Source organism: Mucilaginibacter gynuensis, from assembly GCF_039541195.1.
In the GTDB taxonomy this organism is placed as follows: Bacteria; Bacteroidota; Bacteroidia; order Sphingobacteriales; family Sphingobacteriaceae; genus Mucilaginibacter; species Mucilaginibacter gynuensis.
Genome location: NZ_BAABFT010000019.1, coordinates 50,796 through 75,392, shown reverse-complemented (window position 1 = coordinate 75,392; position 24,597 = coordinate 50,796). Strand labels below are relative to the sequence as shown.

The 24,597-nt window shown below is 41.9% G+C and carries 20 protein-coding genes and 2 tRNA genes; 13 read left to right on the top strand and 9 right to left on the bottom strand.

The window, feature by feature from the left end; all coding sequences use genetic code 11:
- The first annotated feature begins 104 nt into the window (after positions 1-104).
- From ABD894_RS24285 to ABD894_RS24275, 3 genes are all read left to right on the top strand, one after another.
- Positions 105-2,612 (top strand): TonB-dependent siderophore receptor, encoded by a 2,508-nt coding sequence (locus tag ABD894_RS24285; RefSeq protein ID WP_345213687.1) that lies wholly within the window; start codon positions 105-107, stop codon positions 2,610-2,612.
- Positions 2,613-2,637: 25 nt separating this feature from the next.
- Positions 2,638-3,894: a PepSY-associated TM helix domain-containing protein gene (locus ABD894_RS24280; protein ID WP_345213686.1), complete on the top strand. Its 1,257-nt coding sequence runs from the start codon at positions 2,638-2,640 to the stop codon at positions 3,892-3,894.
- A 242-nt stretch (positions 3,895-4,136) separates the two neighbouring features.
- Entirely contained in the window at positions 4,137-4,544 is a 408-nt protein-coding gene (locus tag ABD894_RS24275; protein WP_345213685.1) for an SPFH domain-containing protein, read from the top strand.
- A 52-nt stretch (positions 4,545-4,596) separates the two neighbouring features.
- Here ABD894_RS24275 and ABD894_RS24270 read toward each other — a convergent pair.
- A tRNA-Pro gene (locus ABD894_RS24270) sits at positions 4,597-4,670 on the bottom strand.
- Between the two features lie 125 nt (positions 4,671-4,795).
- Between ABD894_RS24270 and ABD894_RS24265 the strand changes: the two genes are divergently transcribed.
- The gene (locus ABD894_RS24265) at positions 4,796-5,962 is read left to right on the top strand and encodes a redoxin domain-containing protein (protein WP_345213684.1); all 1,167 of its coding nucleotides are present in this window, start codon (positions 4,796-4,798) and stop codon (positions 5,960-5,962) included.
- A 510-nt stretch (positions 5,963-6,472) separates the two neighbouring features.
- On the opposite strand, the gene ABD894_RS24260 is transcribed toward ABD894_RS24265, so the two are convergent.
- Entirely contained in the window at positions 6,473-7,120 is a 648-nt protein-coding gene (locus tag ABD894_RS24260) for a hypothetical protein (RefSeq protein ID WP_345213683.1), read from the bottom strand.
- Between the two features lie 88 nt (positions 7,121-7,208).
- Positions 7,209-7,664 (bottom strand): DUF4395 domain-containing protein, encoded by a 456-nt coding sequence (locus ABD894_RS24255; protein WP_345213682.1) that lies wholly within the window; start codon positions 7,662-7,664, stop codon positions 7,209-7,211.
- A 188-nt stretch (positions 7,665-7,852) separates the two neighbouring features.
- Between ABD894_RS24255 and ABD894_RS24250 the strand changes: the two genes are divergently transcribed.
- From ABD894_RS24250 to ABD894_RS24235, 4 genes are read left to right on the top strand one after another with little or no spacing between them, the layout of a single operon-like run.
- Positions 7,853-11,182, top strand: a complete 3,330-nt coding sequence (locus tag ABD894_RS24250; protein ID WP_345213681.1) for a DUF4175 family protein — start codon at positions 7,853-7,855, stop codon at positions 11,180-11,182.
- A gap of 1 nt (position 11,183) precedes the next feature.
- The gene (locus ABD894_RS24245; protein WP_345213680.1) at positions 11,184-11,606 is read left to right on the top strand and encodes an ATP-binding protein; all 423 of its coding nucleotides are present in this window, start codon (positions 11,184-11,186) and stop codon (positions 11,604-11,606) included.
- Positions 11,606-12,037 carry an rRNA maturation RNase YbeY gene (gene ybeY, locus ABD894_RS24240; protein WP_345213679.1) on the top strand — a complete coding sequence of 144 codons (432 nt, stop codon included), beginning with the start codon at positions 11,606-11,608 and terminating at the stop codon, positions 12,035-12,037. The genes ABD894_RS24245 and ybeY overlap by 1 nt, the downstream gene beginning before the upstream one ends.
- 38 nt (positions 12,038-12,075) lie before the next feature.
- Positions 12,076-12,591 (top strand): glutathione peroxidase, encoded by a 516-nt coding sequence (locus tag ABD894_RS24235; RefSeq protein WP_345213678.1) that lies wholly within the window; start codon positions 12,076-12,078, stop codon positions 12,589-12,591.
- Between the two features lie 55 nt (positions 12,592-12,646).
- Here the strand turns inward: ABD894_RS24235 and ABD894_RS24230 are convergent, their stop codons facing one another.
- From ABD894_RS24230 to ABD894_RS24215, 4 genes are all read right to left on the bottom strand, one after another.
- Positions 12,647-13,468 (bottom strand): MlaD family protein, encoded by an 822-nt coding sequence (locus tag ABD894_RS24230; RefSeq protein WP_345213677.1) that lies wholly within the window; start codon positions 13,466-13,468, stop codon positions 12,647-12,649.
- Positions 13,465-14,253 carry an ABC transporter ATP-binding protein gene (locus ABD894_RS24225; protein ID WP_345213676.1) on the bottom strand — a complete coding sequence of 263 codons (789 nt, stop codon included), beginning with the start codon at positions 14,251-14,253 and terminating at the stop codon, positions 13,465-13,467. The genes ABD894_RS24230 and ABD894_RS24225 overlap by 4 nt, the downstream gene beginning before the upstream one ends.
- Before the next feature lie 4 nt (positions 14,254-14,257).
- On the bottom strand, positions 14,258-15,031 hold the full coding sequence (locus ABD894_RS24220; protein ID WP_345213675.1) for an MlaE family ABC transporter permease: 774 nt from the start codon (positions 15,029-15,031) through the stop codon (positions 14,258-14,260).
- Positions 15,032-15,135: 104 nt separating this feature from the next.
- Entirely contained in the window at positions 15,136-15,843 is a 708-nt protein-coding gene (locus ABD894_RS24215) for a pirin family protein (RefSeq protein WP_345213674.1), read from the bottom strand.
- 85 nt (positions 15,844-15,928) lie between these two features.
- Here ABD894_RS24215 and ABD894_RS24210 point away from each other — a divergent pair, with 85 nt between their 5' ends.
- The 4 genes from ABD894_RS24210 to ABD894_RS24195 all read left to right on the top strand — a co-directional run bounded on the left by ABD894_RS24210 (position 15,929) and on the right by ABD894_RS24195 (position 22,124).
- The gene (locus tag ABD894_RS24210; RefSeq protein ID WP_345213673.1) at positions 15,929-16,585 is read left to right on the top strand and encodes an NAD(P)H-binding protein; all 657 of its coding nucleotides are present in this window, start codon (positions 15,929-15,931) and stop codon (positions 16,583-16,585) included.
- Positions 16,582-18,450 (top strand): ABC-F family ATP-binding cassette domain-containing protein, encoded by a 1,869-nt coding sequence (locus ABD894_RS24205; protein WP_345213672.1) that lies wholly within the window; start codon positions 16,582-16,584, stop codon positions 18,448-18,450. Before ABD894_RS24210 ends, ABD894_RS24205 begins: the two co-directional genes overlap by 4 nt.
- Positions 18,451-18,502: 52 nt before the next feature.
- On the top strand, positions 18,503-20,365 hold the full coding sequence (gene mnmG / locus ABD894_RS24200; protein ID WP_345213671.1) for a tRNA uridine-5-carboxymethylaminomethyl(34) synthesis enzyme MnmG: 1,863 nt from the start codon (positions 18,503-18,505) through the stop codon (positions 20,363-20,365).
- A 196-nt stretch (positions 20,366-20,561) separates the two neighbouring features.
- The gene (locus tag ABD894_RS24195) at positions 20,562-22,124 is read left to right on the top strand and encodes an Ig-like domain-containing protein (protein WP_345213670.1); all 1,563 of its coding nucleotides are present in this window, start codon (positions 20,562-20,564) and stop codon (positions 22,122-22,124) included.
- On the opposite strand, the gene ABD894_RS24190 is transcribed toward ABD894_RS24195, so the two are convergent.
- Positions 22,114-22,626, bottom strand: a complete 513-nt coding sequence (locus ABD894_RS24190) for a gamma carbonic anhydrase family protein (RefSeq protein WP_345213669.1) — start codon at positions 22,624-22,626, stop codon at positions 22,114-22,116. The two genes, ABD894_RS24195 and ABD894_RS24190, sit on opposite strands and share 11 nt — an antisense overlap.
- Positions 22,627-22,711: 85 nt before the next feature.
- Between ABD894_RS24190 and ABD894_RS24185 the strand changes: the two genes are divergently transcribed.
- Positions 22,712-22,784, top strand: a tRNA-Gly gene (locus ABD894_RS24185).
- Positions 22,785-22,789: 5 nt separating this feature from the next.
- On the opposite strand, the gene nadB is transcribed toward ABD894_RS24185, so the two are convergent.
- Positions 22,790-24,382 (bottom strand): L-aspartate oxidase, encoded by a 1,593-nt coding sequence (nadB, locus tag ABD894_RS24180; RefSeq protein ID WP_345213668.1) that lies wholly within the window; start codon positions 24,380-24,382, stop codon positions 22,790-22,792.
- Positions 24,383-24,597: the final 215 nt, after the last annotated feature.

Here is a 24,597-nt window from a genome sequence, read left to right as displayed (position 1 = left end):
GAATTAGTCTAAATAATTTTAACTTTGCAAAAAAATGCCACACGGTTTCGGACCCGTGTGGCCAACCGGAAAATCCGGCTCACCTTTAATGTCGATTAAAAGTAATGCAAGTTAAACAAATTTTGCTATTAGGTACGCTCTGTGCCTACGCGTTCGCAGCAAACGCCACCCCGGGTTCAAAAACACCGGGCGAAAGATCAAAAGCCTATGAAAAAAATTTACACAGAAAAGCAGACGACGAAAAACCAACAGGCACCGTGCGCGGTAGGATCACCACATCCGACGGTACAATAGCCGAAGCGGTTTCCGTAGTACTAAAGGGAACAAAGTATGGCGCTATTACTGATGAGTATGGTGAGTACCATATTAAACGAGTTCCGGAAGGTGACTATACCATTATGGTAACTGCCGTTGGTTTACGCCCTACCGAAAAACAGATCCATGTAATTGCCAAAGAAACCGTAATTGCCGATTTCTCCCTTTCTGAAAACCAATCGCAACTGGTAGAGGTGCAGATAAAATCGAATAAAAACAAGTACAAAACAGATAAGGTATCCCCTTCATTAAGGCTGCAATCGCCGCTTATTGAAGTGCCTCAAAATATACAGGTGGTTAGTGCTAAACTCATTGCTGATCAGCAAGTGTTTGACATTGTTGATGGTATTACCCGTAACGTGAGCGGAACGGTAAGAACAGGTCACTGGGATGCACAATATGCCAACATATCAACCCGTGGTACAACCATACCGGCTTTCAGAAACGGCATGAACCTTAAAATGCCATGGGGCCCGCTGGCTGATGATGCAGCGACTATCGACCGTATCGAGTTTATAAAAGGCCCATCAGGCTTTATGATGGCCAATGGCGAACCGGGTGGTATCTACAACATCGTTACCAAAAAACCTACCGGCCAAAACCGCAGCTCGGTAAGCTTTAGCGGTGGCGGCTACAGCCTCGGCCGTGCAGCACTTGATTTGGATGGTAAACTATCTAAAGATGGCAAACTGCTTTACCGCTTAAACCTGGCCGCGCAAACCAAAGGCAGCTACAACAAATACAACTATACTGATAAATACGTTATTGCCCCGGTGATCAGCTACCAGGTTGACAGCAATACCGTGGTTACTGCCGAGTACACTACTCAGCATGTTGAAGCACAGGCTTTAGGTACTTACGGCTTTTCGCCGAAAGGATATGCCGATACCGACCCGAGCTTCTTTTTAGGCGACCCATCGCTTGACCCGGCTAAACTTTACGACCACAACGTAACCTTATACTTAAACCACAAATTAAGCAGCGACTGGAAATTAAACGCGCAGGTAGCTTATGTAAAATATGGTTTATTAGGTGGCACCCCATGGCCAACCATGATAGCGCCAAACGGCGACATGAGAAGAAACCTCAACATCAGCGAGGAGCTTGCCATTAACAAGAACGCGCAGGTAAGCATTATGGGCGATATCGCCACCGGCCCGGTAGTACACCGTGTTATGGCTGGTATTGATATGGGTAACTTAAAAACATGGGGTGATTTTTCGAGCGTGCAACTGGCCGATCTTCAATTAGCCGGTAACGCTACCTTCAATATTTACAACCCTGTATACGGTATCCCGGCTGCCAACATCCCGGTTTTCGACCGTTCAAGAAGCATTCAGAATCGTTCAGGTTCTAATGCTTACGCTACAAATCTAACTTACACAGGTGCTTATTTGCAGGATGAGCTGCGCTTTTTAAATGGCGATCTGCGCCTTACACTGGCAGGCCGTTTCACGAATGCTGTTACAGTGGGTAAAAACAATGGTACGCAGGTATCAGACAACGTTTTCAGCCCAAGATTTGGTTTGAGCTACTCTATCACCAAAGATTTCAGTGCTTACTCATTGTTTGATCAAAGCTTTTTGCCGCAGGCAGGTGCCGACTTTAACGGAAACATATTTAAACCCGTTCGTGGTAATAACCTTGAGTTTGGGTTAAAGAAAGATTGGTTTGGCGGCAAGTGGAATACTACAGCGGCTGTATATAAAATCACCAAGAAAAATGTGCTTACACAAGATCCTGATCATATTGATGCCATACAAAACTGGAGAATTCAGTTAGGCGAGATACAATCAAAGGGTATTGAATTTGATATTAACGGCGAAATTGTTAAAGGATTAAATGTAGTACTTAACTACGCCTATACCGATGCCAGGGTTACTAAAGATAAAACCGTTGACCCGGCCAAGAACCTGGAAGGCTCTCATGTAGCCAATTCTGTTAATCATATTACCAACGGATGGTTATCATACCGTTACACAAAACCACACGCTTTATTAAATGGCTTTGGCGTTTCGGGTGGATACCAGTTACAACTTGGTCGTTACACAGGCACAAACGCCAGAACACCAAACCTGCCAGATTATATTCGTTATGATGCCGGTATATCTTATGAAAAAGGTAAGATCAGCGTATCGGCATTGGTTAATAACCTGCTTAATCGCAGGCTGCTAACCCAAGGTTCGTATACCGCAATTGACCCGGCTAAAGTAACACCAACCAATGTTTCGTACTACACCTATATATACGAAATGCCAAGAAACGGCAGGTTAACCGTTACCTACAGGTTTAAATAAGCACATGAAATTAAATAACAGCACAATGGCAACTAAAACACAAACACCGGCAAAAAAGAAGCAAAAAGATTCGCTTTTTAAACGGATCAATAGCTGGCTCCACCTGTGGCTTGGCCTTATATCGGGTGTCATTGTGCTGATTGTTTGTCTTACCGGCTGCATCTGGGTTTTTAATGAGGAGATCACCAACCTGCTCGAACCCGAAACCAAGGTAGAATGGCAGGATAGGGCCGTGCTTAAACCTTCGCAGCTTACAAACATTGCCGCTTCGTTATACCCTGATAAGGAGCCTGCCTACGCTTTTTACCAGCAGGGCAGAACAATTAACCTTAGCCTGGCATCGGCAAAGGCAAAACCGGGCAATCGCCGTAGTGGTTTAACCTTGCTGAAGATAAACCCTTATACCGGCGCGGTAATCAGTAAAGAAGTACATAAAGAGGGCGAAACCGATTTCTTCAGGTTCATACTTAACGGACACCGTTTTCTTTGGTTGCCCTACGAAATAGGGCGGCCAATAGTAAACTATGGCACGCTTGTGTTTGTGATACTGCTTATTACCGGGCTGATATGGTGGTATCCTAAAAAATGGAACAAAAGTACCCGCGACAAGAGCTTCAAAATAAAATGGGGCGCGTCGTTTAAACGGGTTAACCTCGATTTACACAATGTACTTGGTTTTTACGCCATGTTAGTGCTGGCCGCCATTGCTCTTACGGGTATGGTATACGGTATTAAATGGTATAGCGAAGGCCTTTACTGGGTAACATCGGGCGGCGATAAGCTGGCCGAATTTAAAAGGCTCGAATCTGATTCGCTTATAAGGGGTAAAGTTTATACCCCCGAACAAGCGATGGACGGCGCCTGGGCCAGGGTGATCGCGAAGCATCCCAAATCAACCGGCTTTTATTACAGCTTTCCGGATACCGCGCATGTAAAAACTGCTATCAATATTACGGTTTACCCAAACAAGGGGCAGTTTTACAATAGCCAGGGCTACACCTTCGATCAGCATACGCTAAAAGAATTAACACGGCAAGATGCTTATTCTGTACCCTACGAAAGCGCTTCGTTCGGGCAAAAGCTGCGTAAAATGAACTACGATATCCACGTAGGCAGCATACTGGGTTTCCCGGGAAAAGTACTGGCATTTTTGTCGGCCCTAATAGGGGCGAGCTTACCTGTAACCGGCTTTTTAATTTGGTATGGCCGCAAGTTCAAAAAAGCGAAACCCAGCAAAAGCAAAACGGTTGTAAAACCTAAGCTGCAAGTAGTTTCAACCTGATAAAATCAGTAAAGAATATAAAAAGCGAAAGCCTCTGTGTCAAATGATACGGAGGCTTTTGTTTTTTAAGTCGGGATGACAGGATTTGAACCTTTTAAATCGGGTATTTATACCTATTTAAAATTACAACCGAAACTTACTACCTTAGATCGTGGCTTTTATATATCAATCCGGGATGTTAAAGTTTCTCTTACTCTTATCGCTTTCATAAACCTATCAATTAACGCTTGTTTATTATTATCATGAAATACATTATTGGAGCATTTATATGTTTGGGGCTGGCCGCTTGCAAAGGTGCAGGAACTTCGGAAATAAAGGACACCAGCTATATAGATAAAAGGGGTAATCAACATAAGTTTTTGGGGATAATACCCGACAGTTTACGCACAACGGAACAGGCGAACCTTATAGATAAGCTGAATGAAATTTCGATAAAGTATACCTATGTTAAAAACAATCACATGGTTTTTGACCTCACAAAAGAAGAATTTGTTAAGCTTGGGATACCCATCAGGTTTTATGAGACATTTAAAAAGAACATCGCCGACAATAACTCGTATTTTGATGCAAACGGGATTAAAAATGCAGATAAAATGCTCGCCGAAAGAAACAAAGAGTATGAGCTTTCGCGCCATGGCGCTACTCCATAATCTACAAAAAAGAGCACATCGAAAATAGGCATTTCAAACAGCTCTTTTTATGTCGGGATGGCAGGATTTGAACCTACGACCTCCAGCACCCCATGCTGGCGCGATACCGGGCTACGCTACATCCCGAATGATGATTATTAAAATACATCACAAGGCTACAAATATAAATTTCAAAAAAATATTACAAAAAAGAATAAGCAATTATTCTATCTTCAACTTTACTATGTAAACCTTATACCGACTCAATACCAATGAAACCTATTTTAACTGTATTTTTCCTGTTATCCTTTTCCACTTTTTGTTGCGCGCAAACAAACAATACTCCTTCCGTTGTAGGGAATACAAAAACGCATTCATTCAATAAGAAATTTACCACACAATCCATTCCAACAAAGGAAAAAGAAACAAAGTTACAAAGCGTTACCCTTCACGGGAATTTGACCGACTTAAAGGATGATCGGATTATTATTGCTTATCCGCGTTTTGCAACGTTTGTTGTAGATACTCTTGAGGTGTTGCACGGTAAATTCAATTGGTCAAAAAACCTTGTTGCTCCAAGCAAGGCCATGTTATTCTTACCCGGTAATTCATTTGTCTTGTATATCGAACCCGGCACAATTACAATCTCCGGTAGTATAGACAGTATTACTGTGGCTGGCTCAAAAACTGATGCTAAATATCGGGAGTTTGACAAATCTTTTGACGATCTCAGGGCACAAAAGCGCTTACTAAACGAAAAATTAAAAGAAGCAAAGGGAGCACAGGAAATGGCCATTCTAAATACACTCAGCCAAATCAGTATAAAATGGGCAGAACGCGAAAACGAATTTATAAAAGCCAACCCAGAAAATGCGATTAGTACATCAACAGCACTTCAAAAAGCGTCAGCAGGCGACTACGACGATGCCATAATTGCTTATAACTTGCTTAGCAAAAAAATAAAAACAAGTGCTGTGGGTAAAGAGATTGAGCGCTCGCTAATTATTACTGAGAGAAGCAGAATTGGGGCTAAACTACCCGACTTTACACAAAATGACCCGGATGGTAAGCCTGTTAGATTCTCCGATTTCAAGGGCAAATATGTTTTTTTAGACTTTTGGGCGAGTTGGTGCGCACCTTGCCGAGCTGAAAACTCCAATGTTTTAAAGGCTTACAATACGTTGAAGGATAAAAACTTCACCGTAATCGGTATTTCTGTTGACAATGATGCTGAGCAATGGAAAAAAGCCATTAAGGACGACAATATGCCATGGACAATGGTGTCAGACCTTAAAGGCATGAAAAACGAGATCGCTGCCTACTTCAATTTATCCGGGGTGCCTTTTAGCCTGCTCATTGACCCACAAGGAAAGGTAATTGCCAAAAACCTGACCGGTGTAAGACTTCATCAAAAACTTCGGCAAGTATTTGGAAATTGATGATGTACAATTTGAAACCATTGAAGTAGCCGACCGCTATACAAACCGGGTTTCAAAACTATATAGCGAAACCCTTAGTTACCCTTCGTCTTGTATAACCCTTCTGCCTTTAATAATTTGAGTTACCAGGAACGATGCTACCAAAGCTATCCATAGCCAATACTCATACTTAAACGCCCAATAAATAAAAACAGGGGAGATAATTAACCATTCTACTACAATTATATATAGAGGGCTTAATTTGATCGTTGAGAAACAAATAACATCTAACAATACAATCAGTACAAAAAAGAGAACAACCAACAGCAATCCGTATGTGAGCATTAAAAAAGGAGCCGATATGATAATCTTACCTAAGAAATTCTGCCAATTATGATCTTGCTGTAGGTCCGGGATGGCAAATGCTATCATCATAATTTCTATACACACATAGAAACCAACGAGATGTATCCAGTTTATTTTTAGCGCGTATAATAGCTTCTTATAAGTTATCATTGATGTAATTTATACCTACTGCCTTTTAATTTCTACATCTATCAACTGCTTCATTTTATTCAACATAGTTTGCTGATTGCGCCAATAGTTAATATTACGGCTTTGCCCGTCAGATTCGGTTTCCAAGTAAAAGCCGTTTAATACCTTTTTAAGCGTCTTTTTACCAAGGTATATATTGAATGTATAATTAGAATGATGATTTATATACATCCTATACGTTACGTTTATGCCCACATAAAGATAATTTTCAAACGACGTGTGCAGGTCAAAATGTTGCGGCTTTATTTTGAAAACCAAATTATCATACACGTAAAACTCCGGCCCCAGCAACCCTTCCTTTTTTAGCCGTTCGTAATTATCAGTTACAAAGTTTAAAAACGAATTGCTGATAGGGCGGGGCTGATATTCCTTACAATCGTCAAAGCGCTGTATGTATGATCGGTCTTTGTTTTTCCAGATAAGGTATTGAATATTTGAAGGCTGGCAGTCTTTAGCAGGGAGCATCAGCCGCCCGTAAAATAGATCCATGTAGGTAACAAAAGTATCTACCCCCGTAGTGCGTAATTTGCCGATTTGCTTATTAACGTGAAGCGTAGTTATAGATTGAGCTTTAGCGCCAATAGCTAAAAACACGTAAATAATGATAAGGTAGCAGGTTTTCATCGGTTGGTATTACTGATATAAATATAACCCATCTCTTCGGGTTTTACTGCAAATTTGCGATTCTCCCTTTCAGCGGATGAGCATCCTTTTAATTTCCATTCTTCAAAATCCCCAGCACTTTAACACCATAATGATACACATAACAGCCTGCGCAAAAGGCTACAAAAGATTCTAAGGCGGCAAACACACATACAATAGTGGCCAGTACCGGCGCGGTGGTGTGCATGCCCAGTATATCAACTAAACATACCGCTGCCATAAAAACGAAGCCTACCCATGCCGCGAAACGTTTGGGTGCACGGTCTACCGGTTTCACTTTAAGGTTGGCGGCATTTGCGATGATGCCTGCAAGTGAAGCCAACACGCTGTATTTCTCCAGCCCGGTGGAACGCAGTAAAAAATCTATGGTCAGCAAAACAGGGATGATCTGCATGCCGGTGCCGAGATAGGCGAGGGCGCATAATAATACCAGTAATGCTACAACGCGAATCTTGTTCTCGTTCACCTTCACATGGTCAACCGGGCAACTGATATTATTATTCATATTATCTGCATTTAAATTTACAGGGCATTGTACAAATATAATTTTAATCATAAATTTATAAATTGCTTTATTACGTCATGATTAATTAACTTTAATGGAATGTTGTTCATGGTTAAACCTTATCCTGTACAATTTGATCAAACATTTTCGTTTACCTATTTGAGTACGGCTTACATTTGGCAACTTGTATGAATTCACCTGATAATTATGAACTTCTGATCGGTAAAATAAACCTCTTTATTAAGCGGTATTATTTTAACAACCTGCTGAGGGGATTAATTTTCTTAGGTGCCGGGTTATTTTCGCTTTACATTATCGTAACCCTTAGCGAATACTTTGGTAACTTCAATACGCTTTTCCGTTCCATTCTTTTCTACGTTTTCATTGTTATTAACGTCGCGCTTATTGGTTGGTTGATTATTCCATCGTTACTGGCCTGGTTAAATGTGGGTAAAACGTTAAGTCATGATGATGCCGCGCAAATCATCGGCAAGCATTTTAATGCCGTAAACGATAAGTTGCTGAACACGCTGCAACTCAAAAAACAAGCCCTGAACGATCCGCGGCAGCAACGTTTGCTGGAGGCCGGTATCGATCAGAAAATAGCCGAACTATCACCCATCAGCTTTCCATCGGCCATTAACATTGGCGAAAACAGACGCTTTTTGAAGTGGCTCATCCCGCCCGCCGCCGTTATCTGCATCATAGCGTTCGCGGCTCCGTCTATACTTACCGAAAGTACTAAAAGGCTCATCAGGCATAACGAATACTTTGCTCCGGTGGCCCCGTTTCAGTTTGTGGTGCTCAATCAATCACTTTCGGCCATCCAGGGTGACGATTTTAAATTCGACCTTAAGCTTGCGGGCAATAAACTGCCTGCCGATGTATATATTGAAACCAACGGCAATACTTTTAAACTGAACAAGGATAACATCAGTCGTTTTAATTACCTGTTCAGCAACGTGCAGCAAAATATGGCGTTCAGGTTATCAGCCAATGGCTATACATCGGCCAATTACGAGATCAAGGTGAATCAGCGCCCGTCATTATTGCATTTTGATGTAGACCTCGCCTATCCGGCCTATCTGCACAAAGCCAATGAAACACTGGCTAACGCGGGCGATCTCACCATTCCGGCAGGTACTATCGTTACCTGGAAACTACATACGCAACATGCTTCGGCAGTGGCATTTTCGCTTAACGATAAGCAGCAAATGCTAAGCGCCAATAATGCCGATGTATTTGAGCATCGCGAAAAGATCAGCAAGAACTCGGTTTATAATATCCGTCCGCAGAACGATTTTGTAAAACACGGCGATTCATCAGCCTACCGCATCAATGTAATTGCAGATGAATTACCGGCCATTACTGTCGAAGAAAAACAGGATTCAGTAAGCAGCAAAGCGCTGTATTTTAACGGAACGGTACAGGACGATCATGGCTTTTCATCGCTTACCTTCCATTATAAAATCAACGCCGAAGGTGGGCAACCAAAAGCTGTTACCAAGGCTGTAAAAGCGGATCTGAACGGTTCGCAGGCAGGCTTTTTCTATTTTTGGAACCTGAAAGACCTCGGTATAAAACCCGGCGAACATATTACCTATTATTTTGAGGTGGCCGATAACGACGCGGTAAACGGCCCCAAAAGTACCCGTTCGCCCGAGCGTAGTCTGGATGTGCCCGATGCCAAACAAATGGATGAGCAGCTAAACGCGGGTACGCAATCGGTTAAGGATAAAATGCAGTCGGCTATTAAACTGGCGGCGCAGGTTGAAAAGGAATCGCAGAAGCTGAATCAGCAGTTGCTGGATAAGAATACGCTTTCTTTCGATGAAAAGAAACAGGTGGAAGACCTGCTGCAAAAACGCCGCGAATTGAACCAATTGGTGAAAGATATTCAGGACGAAAACAAGAAGAACCTTTACAACAGGAACGAAAATCAGCAGCAAACCGACGAAATAAAACAAAAGCAGCAACAAATTGAGCAGCTTTTCAATAACGTGCTCGACCCAAAAACACAGGAATTGCTAAAAAAACTACAGCAATTGTTAGAGAACGGTCAAAAAGACGAAACAAGGGATGAGTTGTCTAAAATGCAAATGGACAATAAATCGTTAAAGAAGGAACTTGATCGTATGCTCGACCTGTATAAGAAACTGGCCTTCGATCAAAAACGTGAGCAAAATATTAACCAGTTAAACAAGCTGGCCGATGAACAGCAAAAGCTGAACGAAGAAACGAATAAGCCCAATGCCAACAAACAGGAGTTGCAGCAAAAACAGGATAAAGTGCAGAAGGATTTTGAAGACGTTAAGAAATCATTGGACGAGCTGAACAAGGAAAACCAGGAGGCCGAAGAAAAAATGAACTTCGAGAATCCTGAAAAAGATACACAAGAAATAGACAAAGCACTGAATGACAGCAAGGAAAGCTTAAATAAAAATAACAAAAGCAAAGCATCAAAGGCGCAGCAACAGGCCGCGCAAAAAATGCAGCAGCTGGCCAAAAAAATGCAGGAGCAGGAACAGGATGGTGAAGAGAGCGAACAGAACATCAACATACAGCAATTACGCGAGCTATTGAAGAACCTGGTAAACAGCTCTTTCGGGCAGGAAAAGGTGATGCAAACGCTAAAAAGCATCAGTTACGTTGATCCCGGCTATATTTCGCTGGCGCAAAAACAAAAAGATATTAAGGATAACCTTAAAACGGCGGAGGATAGTTTATACGCATTAAGTAAACGCGTACCGCAAATACAATCAACAGTTAATAAGGAAATTACAGATATAAACGATCATATTACGCAGGCGATAAGCAACATGGGCGACCGCCGTACGGGCGAAGCAACACGCCACCAGCAGCTGGCCATGACTGCCATGAATAATTTGGCACTAATGTTGAACGAAGCGTTAGAGCAAATGCAAAACGCGGCTAAAAATGGTAAGGCCGGTAAAGGGAAGAAAAAACAACCTTCGCTTTCGCAGCTTAGCAAAATGCAAAAGCAGCTGAACGAAAACATGCAGAAAGCGCGCGATCAGATGCAGCAGCAGGGCAATAAGCCGCAAATGCAAAAAGAGGGGCAGGGCAATATGAGCGAGCAGCTGGCAAAACTGGCCCGCGAGCAGCAAACTATACGCCAGGCACTTGAGCAGTTGAACCGTGAACAAAATAAGGATGGTAAGGGTGGTTTGGGGAATTTGGATAAAATTTCGATGGAAATGGAACAAACTGAGAACGATATCGTAAACAGGAGGATAACCCAGGAAGCACTAAAAAGACAGCAGCAGATACAATCTCGTTTACTTGAAGCAGAAAAGGCTGAGCAACAGCGTGATCAGGACAATAAACGCGAAAGCAACAGCGCTAAGGATATGCCGCCGGGATATATAAAAGCTTTACAGAACTACCAGCAACTGAAAACTAAACAAACCGAACAGATACGAACAGTATCACCGGCACTAAACTTATATTACAAAGAAAAAGTAAAAACCTACTTTGAACAACTTAATGGAAAGTAACATGGAACAGGATAAAGTTCAAACAGGCGAGTTATTTACCTTGCAGCTGCCATCTAAACATGACAGTATAACTCATCTTGAAACTTTAATTGAAGAAATTGCCGACAAATACCATGTTGGCGACGATACTTTTGCAAATATGATGACCTGCCTTAACGAGGCCTTCATCAACGCGATACTACACGGTAATAAGTTAGATCCGGAGAAAATTGTGATCATCAATGCCGAGGTTGACGGTAAGCGAATTATATGGACCGTTACCGACGAAGGTGAGGGTTTTGATTACTCACACCTGCCCGACCCGACATCCGAGGAGAACCTTGAAAAACTGACAGGTCGTGGTGTTTACATTATAAAGCACCTTGCCGATCAGTGCATTTTTAATACCCGTGGAAACGAATTAGAGCTACATTTTAAGATATAATGCCCGCTATTACATTTTTTGAAGAGGATATTGTTTTTAAACTGAAGAATAAAACAGCCGTTAGGGGCTGGATAAAAGAAACCGTTGAAACCGAGAATTATAAGCTTAAAGAGTTAAACTATATATTTTGCTCTGATGCCTACCTGCTGCAAATAAACCAACAGTATCTTGATCATGATACCTATACCGATATTGTAACTTTCGATAACTCGGAGGTTGAGGGTGATATTGTGGGCGATATATTTATTTCTATTGAGCGGATCCGCGAAAACGCCGCCAAATTTGACGTTACCGAAACCGACGAGCTGCACCGTGTTATTATACACGGCGCCCTGCACCTGCTGGGCTACACAGATAAAAAACCGGCCGACAAAAAAAATATGACACAAAAAGAGGATTATTATTTGAACAAGCGATCATTTAATAACTAATTTAGCGGTCATATATCTATTTATCAATATTTTAAAACATGAAAGTATTAACGATATTACTGGCCCTGCTGTTCACAGCTCCTGCGGCATCAGTGTACGAATTTAAATTAACCAATATTGATGGTAAACCATTTTCATTGGCTAAATACAAAGGCAAAAAGCTTTTAATAGTTAACACAGCATCAGAGTGTGGCTTTACGCCCCAATATGCCGAGCTGCAAAAACTTGCCGATCAATACAAAGGCAAAGTAACCGTAGTAGGTTTCCCGGCCAATAACTTTGGCGGCCAGGAGCCGGGCGCTAATGCCGAGATCAAAACCTTTTGCCAGAAAAACTATGGCGTTAACTTCCCGCTGAGCGAGAAAGTAAGTGTTAAGGGTGATGATATCAGTCCGCTGTTCCAGTACCTTACCACCGCCGAAAATCCTGATTTTACAGGCGAGGTAAAATGGAACTTCGAGAAATTTTTGATAGATGAAAATGGTAAACTGATACACCGCTACCGTTCGGCTGTAAAACCATTATCGCCTGAAATTACTAAAGAGTTAGAATAAGTATCATACATAACTTATAAAACAAGAAAGGCGCTCTACAAGCGCCTTTCTTGTTTTATTCTTTTTCTTTGGCCTTTTCCTCTTCGGCCTCTTTCTTCTTTTTCTCGGCTTCTTCCTGGGCTTTCTTTTTATCCTTCTCTACCTTTTCTTTAGCTTTCTTAATAGAATCCTGCTTGGCTTTGGCCGCTTTTTCTTTCTTTTTAAAGAAACCGCGCAGCAGGAAATTGCTTTGGGCCGCTTTCAGGTCTTCGTGCAGGGTACCGGTGGCCGCGTCAACCGTTTTCATGGTCGATTTGGCTTGCGTTACGGTGCTTTGCAAGTCTTTGGCGATCTTCTCGTCATTCAATAGACGGCCTATACTGCCCTTGCCGCTATTGATCTTATAAACAATATCAGACAGGTTAGCGGACAGCTTTTCGGCGTTATCGGCGACGCGGGTAAGCTTATTGATGATCTTATCTACATCCAGCGGATTTACAGCCACCAGTTCATCGCCATCTTTCACAATTTCATTGCTTTTAATACCGCCGGGGGCAATGGTTACCAGTTTATCGCCCATTAAACCATCGCTGCCTATAGCTACCTTGGCATCCTTTTTTATAAAGCGTTTTACGTTGTTATTGATAGTAAGATCAACCCGCACCAGGCTATCGGTTACAATGGTAATGTTTTGTACTACACCCACGTTGATGCCCGCAAAACGTACGTTATTGCCTACCTGCAAACCGCTTACGTTTTTAAATTTACCGTAAATATTAAAGGTGGAGTTGAACAGGCTTTTTTGGCTGCCTATAAAAAAGATAGCCAGTATCAATACCACTATACCCACAGCGGTAAACAGTCCTATTTTTATTTTTTGGGAAGAGGTAGTTTTCATGATTTTTCGTTAAAAAAAGATCTTACAAATTCATTGTCCGATTTTACCAGCTCATCAAATGAACCTTCGGCCACATATTCACCTTCGTTCATTACTACAACACGGTCGGCGGTTATTTTGGCGCATTCCATATCGTGTGTAATGATGATAGATGATGTTTTATATTTTTTCTGCATGTTGAGGATCAGTTCACTGATCTCGCGCGAGGTAATAGGGTCGAGGCCGGTGGTAGGTTCATCATAAAGCATAATTTCGGGCTTTACAATGAGCGTACGGGCCAGGCCTACACGTTTACGCATACCGCCCGACAGATCAGATGGCAGCTTATCTATCGCGTCGAGCAGCCCCACGCCATCAAGCACTTCTTCTACCCGTTGGTTAATTTCCTGCTGATCTTTTATTTTCAGTACACGGGTAAGCGGAAATTCGAGGTTTTCGCGTACCGTCATCGAATCGTACAGTGCCCCGCTCTGAAAAAGGAAACCAATGCGGATACGGAGCTGTTTAAGCTCTTTATCATCCATATCGGCCACTGATTCTCCAAAAACGGTTAACTCGCCCTCATCGGGCTTTAAAAGGCCTACTATGCACTGTATAGTTACTGATTTACCCTGACCCGATTTTCCAAGTACCACAACATTCTCTCCCCGTTTAAGATCGAGGTTGATGTTATTGAGCACATCCTTATCACCAAAAGATTTTTTTAGTCCCTTAATGTATACTACCACTTCATCTTTATTGGTATCGGTAGCCTGATCTATCGTTTTGTCCTGCTGCTGTTCCATCTTACTAATAGTATAATAAATTGGTAATTTGAACAGCTATGGCATCAATAACAAAGATCCACAGGGAGGCAGTCACCACCGCCGAATTGGCCGCTATGCCCACGCTTTCGGTACCTTTATTTGAGTTATAGCCCTTGTAGCACCCTACAAAACCTATGGCCAGGCCAAAAAATATGGTTTTTATAAATGCCGGCACAAAATCAACAAATTCGAGCGCGGCAATACATTTATGAAAGTAGAGGGAAAAGCTAATGCTATCTGAAATATTAAGGGCTAAAAAGCCACCGAAAAGGCCAATGGCATCGCCCAAAACGGCTAACAGAGGCACCATAAAACAGGTGGCCAAAATACGGGTGACTACTAAGTACTGTAAAGGATTTGCGCCTGATACTTCCATGGCATCAATTTGCTCGGTTACCTTCATACTGCCCAGCTCGGCACCAATGCTGGAGGCTATTTTACCGGCACAAATAATGGCCGTAATAACAGGGCCTATCTCACGGATAAGCGATACCGAAAGCGTTCGCGGCAGCATACTTTCAGCTCCAAAATCAACAAGGGTAGGGCGTAGCTGCAATATCAGCACAATGCCCATTATAAAGGAGGTAATGCCTACCAGCATCAGCGAGCGGTAGCCAATTTCGTAGCATTGCCGCACAAACTCCGACCACTCAAAGCCTCCTGCAAAAACATTACGAAAAAAGCGGCTGAAGAAAACGCATTGATCGCCAATTTCCTCCAGCCACTTTTTCCATCCGGGTATAACTTGCTCTGCCATAAAAATTCTGTAACTAAATGTCAACTACAACAAACCTGTATTATTTGTTTGCAGGTAGCTTTTTTATGCTATTTAACACACAGCTGTTATGCGCAGAAAGGCTATTACATAGGTACTTCGAGTATCAGCAAGCGGGATTGCGCAACGGTTTCAATGGTTATATAATCTGTATCATAAACACCCAGCGCGTCCCTTTTGTTTAATGTTGTACCATCAATATTTACGCTGCCCTCCAGCAGGAAAAGGTAAATACCATTGCCGCGGCTTTTTATTTCGTACTGAACTTGTTTTCCCGGCTCAAATTCCCCTATACTGAATGTAGCATCCTGGTTAATCCACAGACTATCACCGTTTTTAGCAGGCGATATCAGTGTTACCAGTTCGTTAGGCTTAATGGCATCGGTAAAGCTCTTTTGATCATACCTCGGCGTAATATTTTCCTCTTTCGGAAAAACCCATATTTGCAGGCTGCTGGTATTTTCAGTATGCGATGGGTTATATTCAGAATGATAAACACCTGTACCGGCCGACATTACCTGCACCTCACCGGCTTTAATAATGCCTTTGTTGCCCATGCTATCCTTATGCTCCAATGCGCCCTCCAAAACAATGGTAATGATCTCCATATTATCGTGCGGATGCATACCGAAACCCTTCCCTTTGCCAATAATGTCGTCATTAAGTACCCTTAATGCACCAAAATGCGTTTTTTCGGGATTATAATATGGGCCAAAGCTGAAAGAAAACTTAGCTTTTAACCAGCCGATATCATTGTAACCACGCTCATTTTCAGGATGTAACACCTTTTCCATTTGATTCTCCTATTATATGTGTTTAAACATACAATAGTTATTCCACAAATATTTTATGCGTATTTTTGCATGTTTTTTATAACTAATGGCATATAAAGCAATTATAGCGGGCGCAAGCGGACTTATTGGCAGTTATTTGCTCAATTTGCTGCTGCAACATGCTGATTACGATGAGGTAGTAATTTTAGTTAGAAAGGAATTACCCGTACAGCATAAAAAGTTATTACAAGTGGTGGTAGATTATGATGATCTATCGGCGCATAAGCAGCTCATTACCGGTCACGTGGTATTCTGCTGCCTGGGCACTACCAAAGCTAAAACGCCGGATGAGAGCGAGTACCGCAAGATAGATCATGATTATCCCTTATTGCTGGCACAATTAGCGGCAAATAATGGCGTTAAGCATTATCATTTAGTAAGCGCAATCGGAGCCGATTCAAAATCGGGTAATTTTTACCTGAAAACAAAAGGAGAGGCCGAAGAAGGTATTTTTAAAACCAATATTGCTTCGCGGCATATTTACCAGCCATCGCTGTTAACCGGCGACAGGAAGGAACCCCGGCTGGCCGAAAAAATATTTACGGTATTGATGAAGGTGTTTAATCCTTTATTAATTGGCGGCCTTAAAAAATACCGGAGCATTCTGGCACTTACTGTTGCACAGGCAATGGTTAACCAATCACTAAACAATGAAGAGGGTGTGTTTATACATCCATCGGATAAAATAAAACAATTAGCGTGAGTACTTACATTTCAGCGGAAAATCTTGGACATTCCTTTCATGACCATTGGCTATTTAAAAATTTAACCATAGGTATTAACCGCGGCCGCAGGGTTGCATTGGTAGGGGTAAACGGTGCCGGAAAATCTACCTTATTAAAATTACTGGCAAACCAGTTTTCGCCCACCGAAGGAAAAGTGGTGCGTGCCCGCGATTTGCGACTGGGCTACCTGGAACAGGATCCCGGTTTTAAAAACTCGGTTACCATCAGCGATTACATTTTTCACGAGGACAATATTCAGCAACAACTCATCAGGAGGTACGAAGAACTTTTAGAGAACGACCCCGACAACAGCAAGGCCATTGAAAAAGTTATGGAAGAGCTGAGCGAGGTTGATGCCTGGGAATATGAGTACAAGATCAAAACTATTTTAGGCCGGTTGGATATTCATCACCTTAATCAAAATATCACTTCATTATCCGGCGGACAAAAGAAACGTTTGGCGCTTGCCCGTTTACTGATCGAAGATCCGGATATGTACATATTGGATGAGCCTACCAACCACCTGGATATTGACACCATTGAGTGGCTGGAGAAATTATTGACAGAAGGTAACAAAACCATATTGATGGTTACGCACGACAGGTACTTCCTGGATAACGTATGTAACGAGATCATAGAAATAGACAAAGGAAAAACATTTACCTACAATGGCAACTACGGATACTTTTTAGAGAAGAAGGCGGAGCGTGAAGCTACCGACGAAATACAGTTCCACAAAAACTCCAACCTGTTAAAAAAGGAACTGGACTGGATGCGCAGGCAACCGCAGGCGAGGGGTACTAAATCAAAAGCACGTATTGATGCTTATTATGATTTGGAAGACAAAACCAAAAATGCTGGTCCAAAAGCCAAGGTGGAATTGAGTGTTAAAACCGCTCGTCAGGGTAACAAGATCATGGAGATTGAACACATCGCCAAATCATTTAAAGATGTTAACCTGATCACTGATTTCAGCTACGTATTTAAGAAAGGAGATAGGATAGGCCTTGCCGGGAAAAATGGTAGTGGCAAATCGACCCTGTTAAATATGATCACCGGCGCTTTGCAACCCGACAAGGGAAAGATAGACAAGGGGGAAACCACAGTGACTGGTTACTTCCACCAGGCAGGTATAAAGTTTAAGGATGATGAGCGTGTTATCGACGTAGTAAAGAACGTAGCGGAGTTTATCACCATGGCCGATGGCAAAATGATATCGGCTTCGCAATTACTTACACAGTTCCTGTTTCCACCTAAAAAGCAACATGGCTTTGTATCTAATTTGAGCGGTGGCGAGAAGAAACGTTTGCAGTTAATGAGCATCCTGATCAAGAACCCGAACTTCCTGATACTGGATGAGCCTACCAATGATTTGGATATTGACACGCTGAATGTGCTCGAAGATTTCCTTACTTCATACACAGGTGTCATCATGATCGTATCGCACGACAGGTACTTACTGGATACCCTGGCAGAACAGCTTTTCATTATGGAAGGTGATGGCAACGTGAGGATTTTCAACGGCAACTATTCATCGTACAGGTTAGATGCTGAAGAAGCCAAGCAAGCGGCAAAACAGAAACCTGTAGCTGTAGAAACACCGAAACCTGTAGTAGAAAAGAAACCAAAACTAAGCTTCAAGGAACAAAAAGAACTTGAAACCATAGAGAAAGAGATAAGCGACCTTGAAGTAAAAATTAAGCAAGCAAACGATAAATTAAACGTGGCGGGTATTGATTCAGCTACGTTAAACAGCATTTTGGCCGATATAAGCACCTACAATAACGCTTTAGAGGGCAAAAGCATGCGCTGGTTAGAACTAAGTGAATTGAACGAAAATTAACGTTCCACGTGGAACATTGTATAAATGTTCCACGTGGAACACGGAGGAAAAGATGTTTAAGAAGTATAATGTTATTGTGGTAGGTGCGGGGCATGCGGGCTGTGAAGCTGCCGCTGCTGCTGCCAATTTAGGTTCGTCGGTATTGTTAATTACCATGAACATGAATACCATTGCACAGATGAGTTGCAACCCTGCAATGGGTGGTGTAGCTAAGGGGCAAATAGTACGTGAGATAGATGCTATGGGTGGTTATTCGGGTATTATAACCGATAAGACCTCTATTCAATTCAGAATGCTTAATCAATCTAAAGGCCCTGCTATGTGGAGCCCGAGGGCACAAAGCGACCGTATGCGCTTTGCCGAAGAGTGGCGTTTAGCGTTGGAAAGAACCCCCAATGTAGACTTTTGGCAGGACACCGTTACCTCTCTATTGGTAAAAGGAAACACCATAAAAGGCGTACGCACTTCAATAGGAATAGAGATAGAAGCCGATTCGGTAGTGCTTACGAACGGTACTTTTTTGAATGGTTTAATACATATTGGCGAGAAAAGATTTGGTGGCGGCAGAACAGGAGAGAAGTCGGCAACGGGTTTAACCGAGCAATTAGTAGAGCTTGGCTTTGAAGCCGGACGTATGAAAACCGGTACGCCACCACGTGTAGATGGCCGGAGTTTGAACTATTCGTTGATGGAAGAGCAGTGGGGCGATGATGTTCGTGGACGCTTTTCTTATACCGAAGTTGAGCAAATACAGGAGCAACGCTGTTGCTGGATCACCTATACCAATAGCAATGTACACGAAACATTGAAAGAAGGTTTTGAGAAATCGCCGATGTTTACTGGTAGGATCAAGGGTCTTGGTCCGCGTTATTGCCCATCAATAGAGGACAAAATTAACCGCTTTGCCGAGCGCGAACGTCACCAGATATTTGTAGAACCGGAAGGTTTAAACACCGTGGAGATCTACGTAAATGGTTTCTCAACCTCGTTACCGGAGGATGTACAGTACCGCGCACTTACCCAAATACCGGGTTTTGAGAACGCGAAAATGTTCCGCCCGGGGTATGCGATAGAGTACGATTTCTTCCCGCCTACACAATTAGGGCTTACCTTAGAAACCAAACAGATCAGCAATCTTTACTTCGCCGGGCAGATAAACGGTACCACAGGTTATGAAGAAGCGGCATCGCAAGGCTTTATAGCAGGTATCAATGCACACCAAAAAATACACGATAAACATGAGCTGATCATGAAAAGATCGGAATCATATATAGGTGTATTGATTGATGACTTGGTAACAAAAGGTACCGAAGAGCCCTACCGTATGTTCACTTCACGTGCCGAACACCGCCTGTTATTAAGGCAGGATAACGCCGATATACGCCTTACACCAATAGCGCATGAGTTAGGTTTAGTGAGCGATGAGCGTTTAGAAAAGGTAAATCAGAAGATAAAAAATTCAGATGCCATAGTAGCTTACAGCAGGAGCAAATCAATTGACCGGGCAAGCGCTAACGGATTACTGGAAGAGTTAGGCACCAGTGCCATCAGTCAAAATGTAAAACTGTTTAATTTATTGAGCCGTCCGCAGGTATCGTTTACTGATCTTAGAAAAGCTGATGAACCATTAAACGATTTGTTAAATGGTTACGATAAAGAAACTATTGAGCAGGCTGAAATAAAAATCAAATATGAGAGTTATTTTGAAAAGGAATTAGATATAGTTGAACGCATGAAGAAAATGGAAGATCGTGAGATCAACCCGGAATTCAATTATCATCAGCTGGTATCGGTTTCAAAAGAGGCACGCGAAAAATTGATGAAGATAAAACCACGCACTTTAGGTCAGGCTTCGCGAATTTCGGGTGTTTCGCCATCAGATATATCGGTTTTAATGGTTCATATTACCAGATAACACTTAAATAATTGATTATCAGTATATTATAAAATATCTTATTAAATCAATTATTTCCGACTTTTAATATCAGCGTTCATAAAAAATAGAAAATGGCTTAAAAGCCCTAAAAATGGCATCAAATAAGAAATACGGTATTTTTAGCAAATTTTTTTGGTTTGCAATCATAATTTTAGGTCTTTACAGCTGCGCAAGCATGCAACGACCGCAGGGTGGGCCCAGGGATCTTACCCCGCCCAAATTATTGAAGGCATTACCTGCAAACATGACCCGTAATTTTAAAGCCAAAGAAATAGAGCTGGAGTTTGACGAATTTTTTAAACTGAGCAATCAGTACCAGGAAATAACTTTGAGCCCCGCTACCGAAAAAGCGCCGGAGTACAAAATAAGAGGGCAGAAGCTGGTTATAGAATTTAAAGACACGCTTCAAAAAAATACAACCTATGTGCTCAACTTTGGTAAGGCCATTCAGGATGTAAATGAATCGAACGTGGTGAAAAATTTTACCTACGTTTTTTCTACCGGTAACCATATCGACTCATTGAGTATTTCGGGAACGGTGACCAACTCGCAAACACAGGAAAAGGAAAAAGACATTACCGTTATGCTGATCCCTGTTGCTAAGGACTCCGTGATCTTCGGTAAAAAGAAACCTTCCATTTTTACCACGACTGATTCATCTGGTAATTTCAGTTTGAACAACCTGCGCGAAGACACTTACAATATCTACGCCTTGAAAGAAGCCAGCCCGAATAAGATCTTCGATAATGATTTAGAGCTGATCGCTTTTCTTAAAAATCCGATCAAAGTAACCAAGGATACATCAAACGTAAACCTGGTGCTTTTTCAGCAGTCGCCCGAAAAATTCAGGTTTATAGAAAGGCGTTTTGATAATGATGGAAAGATCATGCTGTACTTCAATAAGCCGCTTGTTAATCCGTCTGTCAAAATAGTTTCGCCGCCGGCACTGAATGATCAGAAGATAGTGGACATCAATACAACCCGAGATTCGGCACTTGTATTTATGCGCACTATGGATTTTGATTCGGTAAAGATAGCCGTGTTTGAAAATAATAAGCCGTTGGATACTGTTACGTTGCGTAAGAGCCGTAAAGAAAGCTTTCAGAAAGGTGTTACGCTTAAATACAACATTACCGCCGATGGTAAATTAAAACCCGGTACAAACCTCCGTTTTATGCCGAGCATCTATACGGAAAACGTTAATCCTACATTGATCACCCTGAAAGAGGATTCGGCTATGGTAACTAATTTCACCGTCAGTAAAGACACTTCAAACGTTCGTGATTTTACCTTAAAATACCGATGGAAACAGAATGCCAAGTACGAGCTTACTTTTAATGAGGGAGCCATAACGGATATATTCGGTAACAAGAATAAAAAACAGGGTAAACAATTTACGATAGATAAACCCGAAAACTACGGTGTACTTACCCTTAAAGTGAAAGTACCCGAAGCAGGGAAAAACTATGTGGTACAAATATTCCGCGATGAAAAGAGCGTGCTGCGAAGCGACGTGATCACCAAAAACTCATCTATAGTATACGGCAATTACCCAACGGCAAAGTACCGCATAAAAGTGATATACGATACCAATAAGAACGGCAAATGGGATAGCGGCAGTGTAAAGCAAAAGCTTCAGCCCGAGCATATTTGGATATCAGATAAAGAGATAACCCTGCGCCCTAACTGGGAAGCTGAAGAAAGTGTGGATATACCTAAAGAGCCGGCTACTCCTTAAACCAGCCGGAGTACATGATATAATTATTGGGCAGTCGTTTTAATAGCTCGCGCTGCTCATCAGTTATGGGCTTAATTTTTTTTGCCGGTGTACCTGCGTATAAATAGCCTGATTCGCATATAGTACGTTCAAGTACCACGGAACCGGCCGCTATGATCACATACTCCTGTACATCGGCATCGTCCATTACAATGGCTCCCATGCCTATCAGTACATGATCGTGGATGGTACAGCCGTGCACTATCGCATTGTGCCCTACAGAAACGTTATTTCCTATATTGGTAGGCGCCTTTAAATAGGTGGCGTGTATTACCGCGCCATCCTGTATATTGGTATTATCACCTATCTTAATATAGTGTACATCGCCCCTTATTACGGCGTTAAACCATACCGAACAATTATCGCCCATTACTACATCACCTACAATGGTAGCGTTCTCAGCAATAAAACAATCGTTACCCCAGGTTGGGTTTTTATCTTTAACAGGTAATATTAAGGGCATATTTTTTATTATTTAATAAGCTAATTATTGATTTACTGAAGCTATTGCAGCTAACAAATTTTTATTATGTTTGATCAATATATAAGCGGAAATAGCTCAGCTGGTAGAGCATCAGTTTCCCAAACTGAAGGCCGCGGGTTCGAATCCCGTTTTCCGCTCATAATTAAAATACAGTATCCTCTAATACAGCCGCGTGTTCAGGATAATCCGTAGTATAATGCAGGCCCCGGCTTTCCTTACGCATCATGGCCGATTTTACAACCAGGTAGGAAACCTGTATCAAATTACGCAACTCGCAAAGCTTTACCGATAGTTTGGTGCGCTTATAAAATTCCTCTGTTTCTTCATATAATAAACCCAAACGGCGCATAGCCCTATCCAACCTGAAATCAGAACGTACAATACCTACATAGTCATTCATCAGTTTCTGCATTTCGCGGATGTTGTGGGTAACCAAAATATCTTCGTTTGATAGTTTAACCCCTTTTTCATCCCAATCAGGGATACCTACAGGTAATGTTATTTCCTCGAATCCTTTAATGGCATCATCATAAATACGATGGGCAAATACCAAAGCTTCTAATAAAGAATTAGAAGCCAAACGGTTAGCCCCATGCAAACCTGTAGACGAGCATTCGCCGCAGGCATACAAATTAAGGATGGATGAACGGCCAACATGATCAACCAATACTCCACCACACATGTAATGACAGGCCGGTGCAACGGGGATCATATCCTTGGTCATATCTAAACCTATATCCAAACACTTGGCATATATATTAGGGAAATGATTAATAATATCCGCTTTGCTGCGATGGCGAACATCCAGGTAAACGAAATCTTCACCCGATTTTTTTATTTCAGAGTCGATAGCGCGGGCCACAATATCACGTGGTGCAAGTGAACCACGTTCGTCATACTCATACATAAACTCTTCGCCATTGGTACGTTTTAATACACCGCCAAATCCACGTACCGCTTCTGATATTAAAAAGGAAGGATACTCACCCGGGTTATATAAGGCAGTAGGGTGAAACTGGATGAACTCCATATTTCTCACTTTTCCTTTAGCACGATAAACCATGGCTACACCATCACCGGTAGCTATGGTAGGATTGGTAGTTACCGAATAAATATGCCCCGCACCACCAGATGCCATTACCGTTACCTTTGATAATATTTTTTCAACCACATTAGTGACTGTATTAAAGGCGTAGATGCCATAGCATTTAATATCGGTAGATGATTTATCAACAAACTCGCCCAAATGGTGCTGTGTTATCAAATCTACAGCGAAATAGTGCGTAAGTATTTCAATATTAGGGTTTTGATGTATTTGTTCGAGTAAGGCACGTTCTATTTCGAACCCGGTAATATCTTTATAATGTAGTACACGGAACTCTGAATGGCCACCTTCTTTTGCCAAGTCATAAATACCTTCATTTGTCATATCGAAATTGGTACCGTACTCAATAATTTCATTGATGCGTTCTGGCCCTTCATTAACTACAATCTCCACAACCTGCGGATCGCATAACCCATCACCGGCGATCAGGGTGTCTTTTATATGTTTTTCAAAAGAATCCTCTTTTTTATCCACAACTACGGCGACGCCTCCCTGGGCATACTTAGTGTTAGATTCGTCCTCGTTCGACTTTGTAACTATCAGAACTTTACCATGTTTTGCAGCCTTAAGGGCAAAACTCAATCCTGCTATACCCGATCCGATAACAAGGAAATCCACATTTTTAGACATAGAATTTATATAAACTGTGTAAAAGTAGCACAAGTGTTAACAAGCCGTATAAAAGATGTTAATTTTGTGTAAGTAAAAAAGGAAAAAAACTCAAACCCGTGGATAACTCCTACTTTTGTACACAAATGGAACAATCTTTAAGCAACTTATAAGCGCTTTGCACTACGAAACTAACATTTTTAACACACGAATTTTATTAACAAAAACTGTTTTAA

Coding starts and splice junctions, on each gene's coding strand:
- ABD894_RS24285 (WP_345213687.1), top strand. CDS start 105: ATGCAAGTTAAACAAATTTTGCTATTAGGTACGCTCTGTGCCTACGCG.
- ABD894_RS24280 (WP_345213686.1), top strand. CDS start 2,638: ATGGCAACTAAAACACAAACACCGGCAAAAAAGAAGCAAAAAGATTCG.
- ABD894_RS24275 (WP_345213685.1), top strand. CDS start 4,137: ATGAAATACATTATTGGAGCATTTATATGTTTGGGGCTGGCCGCTTGC.
- ABD894_RS24265 (WP_345213684.1), top strand. CDS start 4,796: ATGAAACCTATTTTAACTGTATTTTTCCTGTTATCCTTTTCCACTTTT.
- ABD894_RS24260 (WP_345213683.1), bottom strand. CDS start 7,120: ATGAAAACCTGCTACCTTATCATTATTTACGTGTTTTTAGCTATTGGC.
- ABD894_RS24255 (WP_345213682.1), bottom strand. CDS start 7,664: ATGAATAATAATATCAGTTGCCCGGTTGACCATGTGAAGGTGAACGAG.
- ABD894_RS24250 (WP_345213681.1), top strand. CDS start 7,853: ATGAATTCACCTGATAATTATGAACTTCTGATCGGTAAAATAAACCTC.
- ABD894_RS24245 (WP_345213680.1), top strand. CDS start 11,184: ATGGAACAGGATAAAGTTCAAACAGGCGAGTTATTTACCTTGCAGCTG.
- ybeY (WP_345213679.1), top strand. CDS start 11,606: ATGCCCGCTATTACATTTTTTGAAGAGGATATTGTTTTTAAACTGAAG.
- ABD894_RS24235 (WP_345213678.1), top strand. CDS start 12,076: ATGAAAGTATTAACGATATTACTGGCCCTGCTGTTCACAGCTCCTGCG.
- ABD894_RS24230 (WP_345213677.1), bottom strand. CDS start 13,468: ATGAAAACTACCTCTTCCCAAAAAATAAAAATAGGACTGTTTACCGCT.
- ABD894_RS24225 (WP_345213676.1), bottom strand. CDS start 14,253: ATGGAACAGCAGCAGGACAAAACGATAGATCAGGCTACCGATACCAAT.
- ABD894_RS24220 (WP_345213675.1), bottom strand. CDS start 15,031: ATGGCAGAGCAAGTTATACCCGGATGGAAAAAGTGGCTGGAGGAAATT.
- ABD894_RS24215 (WP_345213674.1), bottom strand. CDS start 15,843: ATGGAAAAGGTGTTACATCCTGAAAATGAGCGTGGTTACAATGATATC.
- ABD894_RS24210 (WP_345213673.1), top strand. CDS start 15,929: ATGGCATATAAAGCAATTATAGCGGGCGCAAGCGGACTTATTGGCAGT.
- mnmG (WP_345213671.1), top strand. CDS start 18,503: ATGTTTAAGAAGTATAATGTTATTGTGGTAGGTGCGGGGCATGCGGGC.
- ABD894_RS24195 (WP_345213670.1), top strand. CDS start 20,562: ATGCAACGACCGCAGGGTGGGCCCAGGGATCTTACCCCGCCCAAATTA.
- ABD894_RS24190 (WP_345213669.1), bottom strand. CDS start 22,626: ATGCCCTTAATATTACCTGTTAAAGATAAAAACCCAACCTGGGGTAAC.
- nadB (WP_345213668.1), bottom strand. CDS start 24,382: ATGTCTAAAAATGTGGATTTCCTTGTTATCGGATCGGGTATAGCAGGA.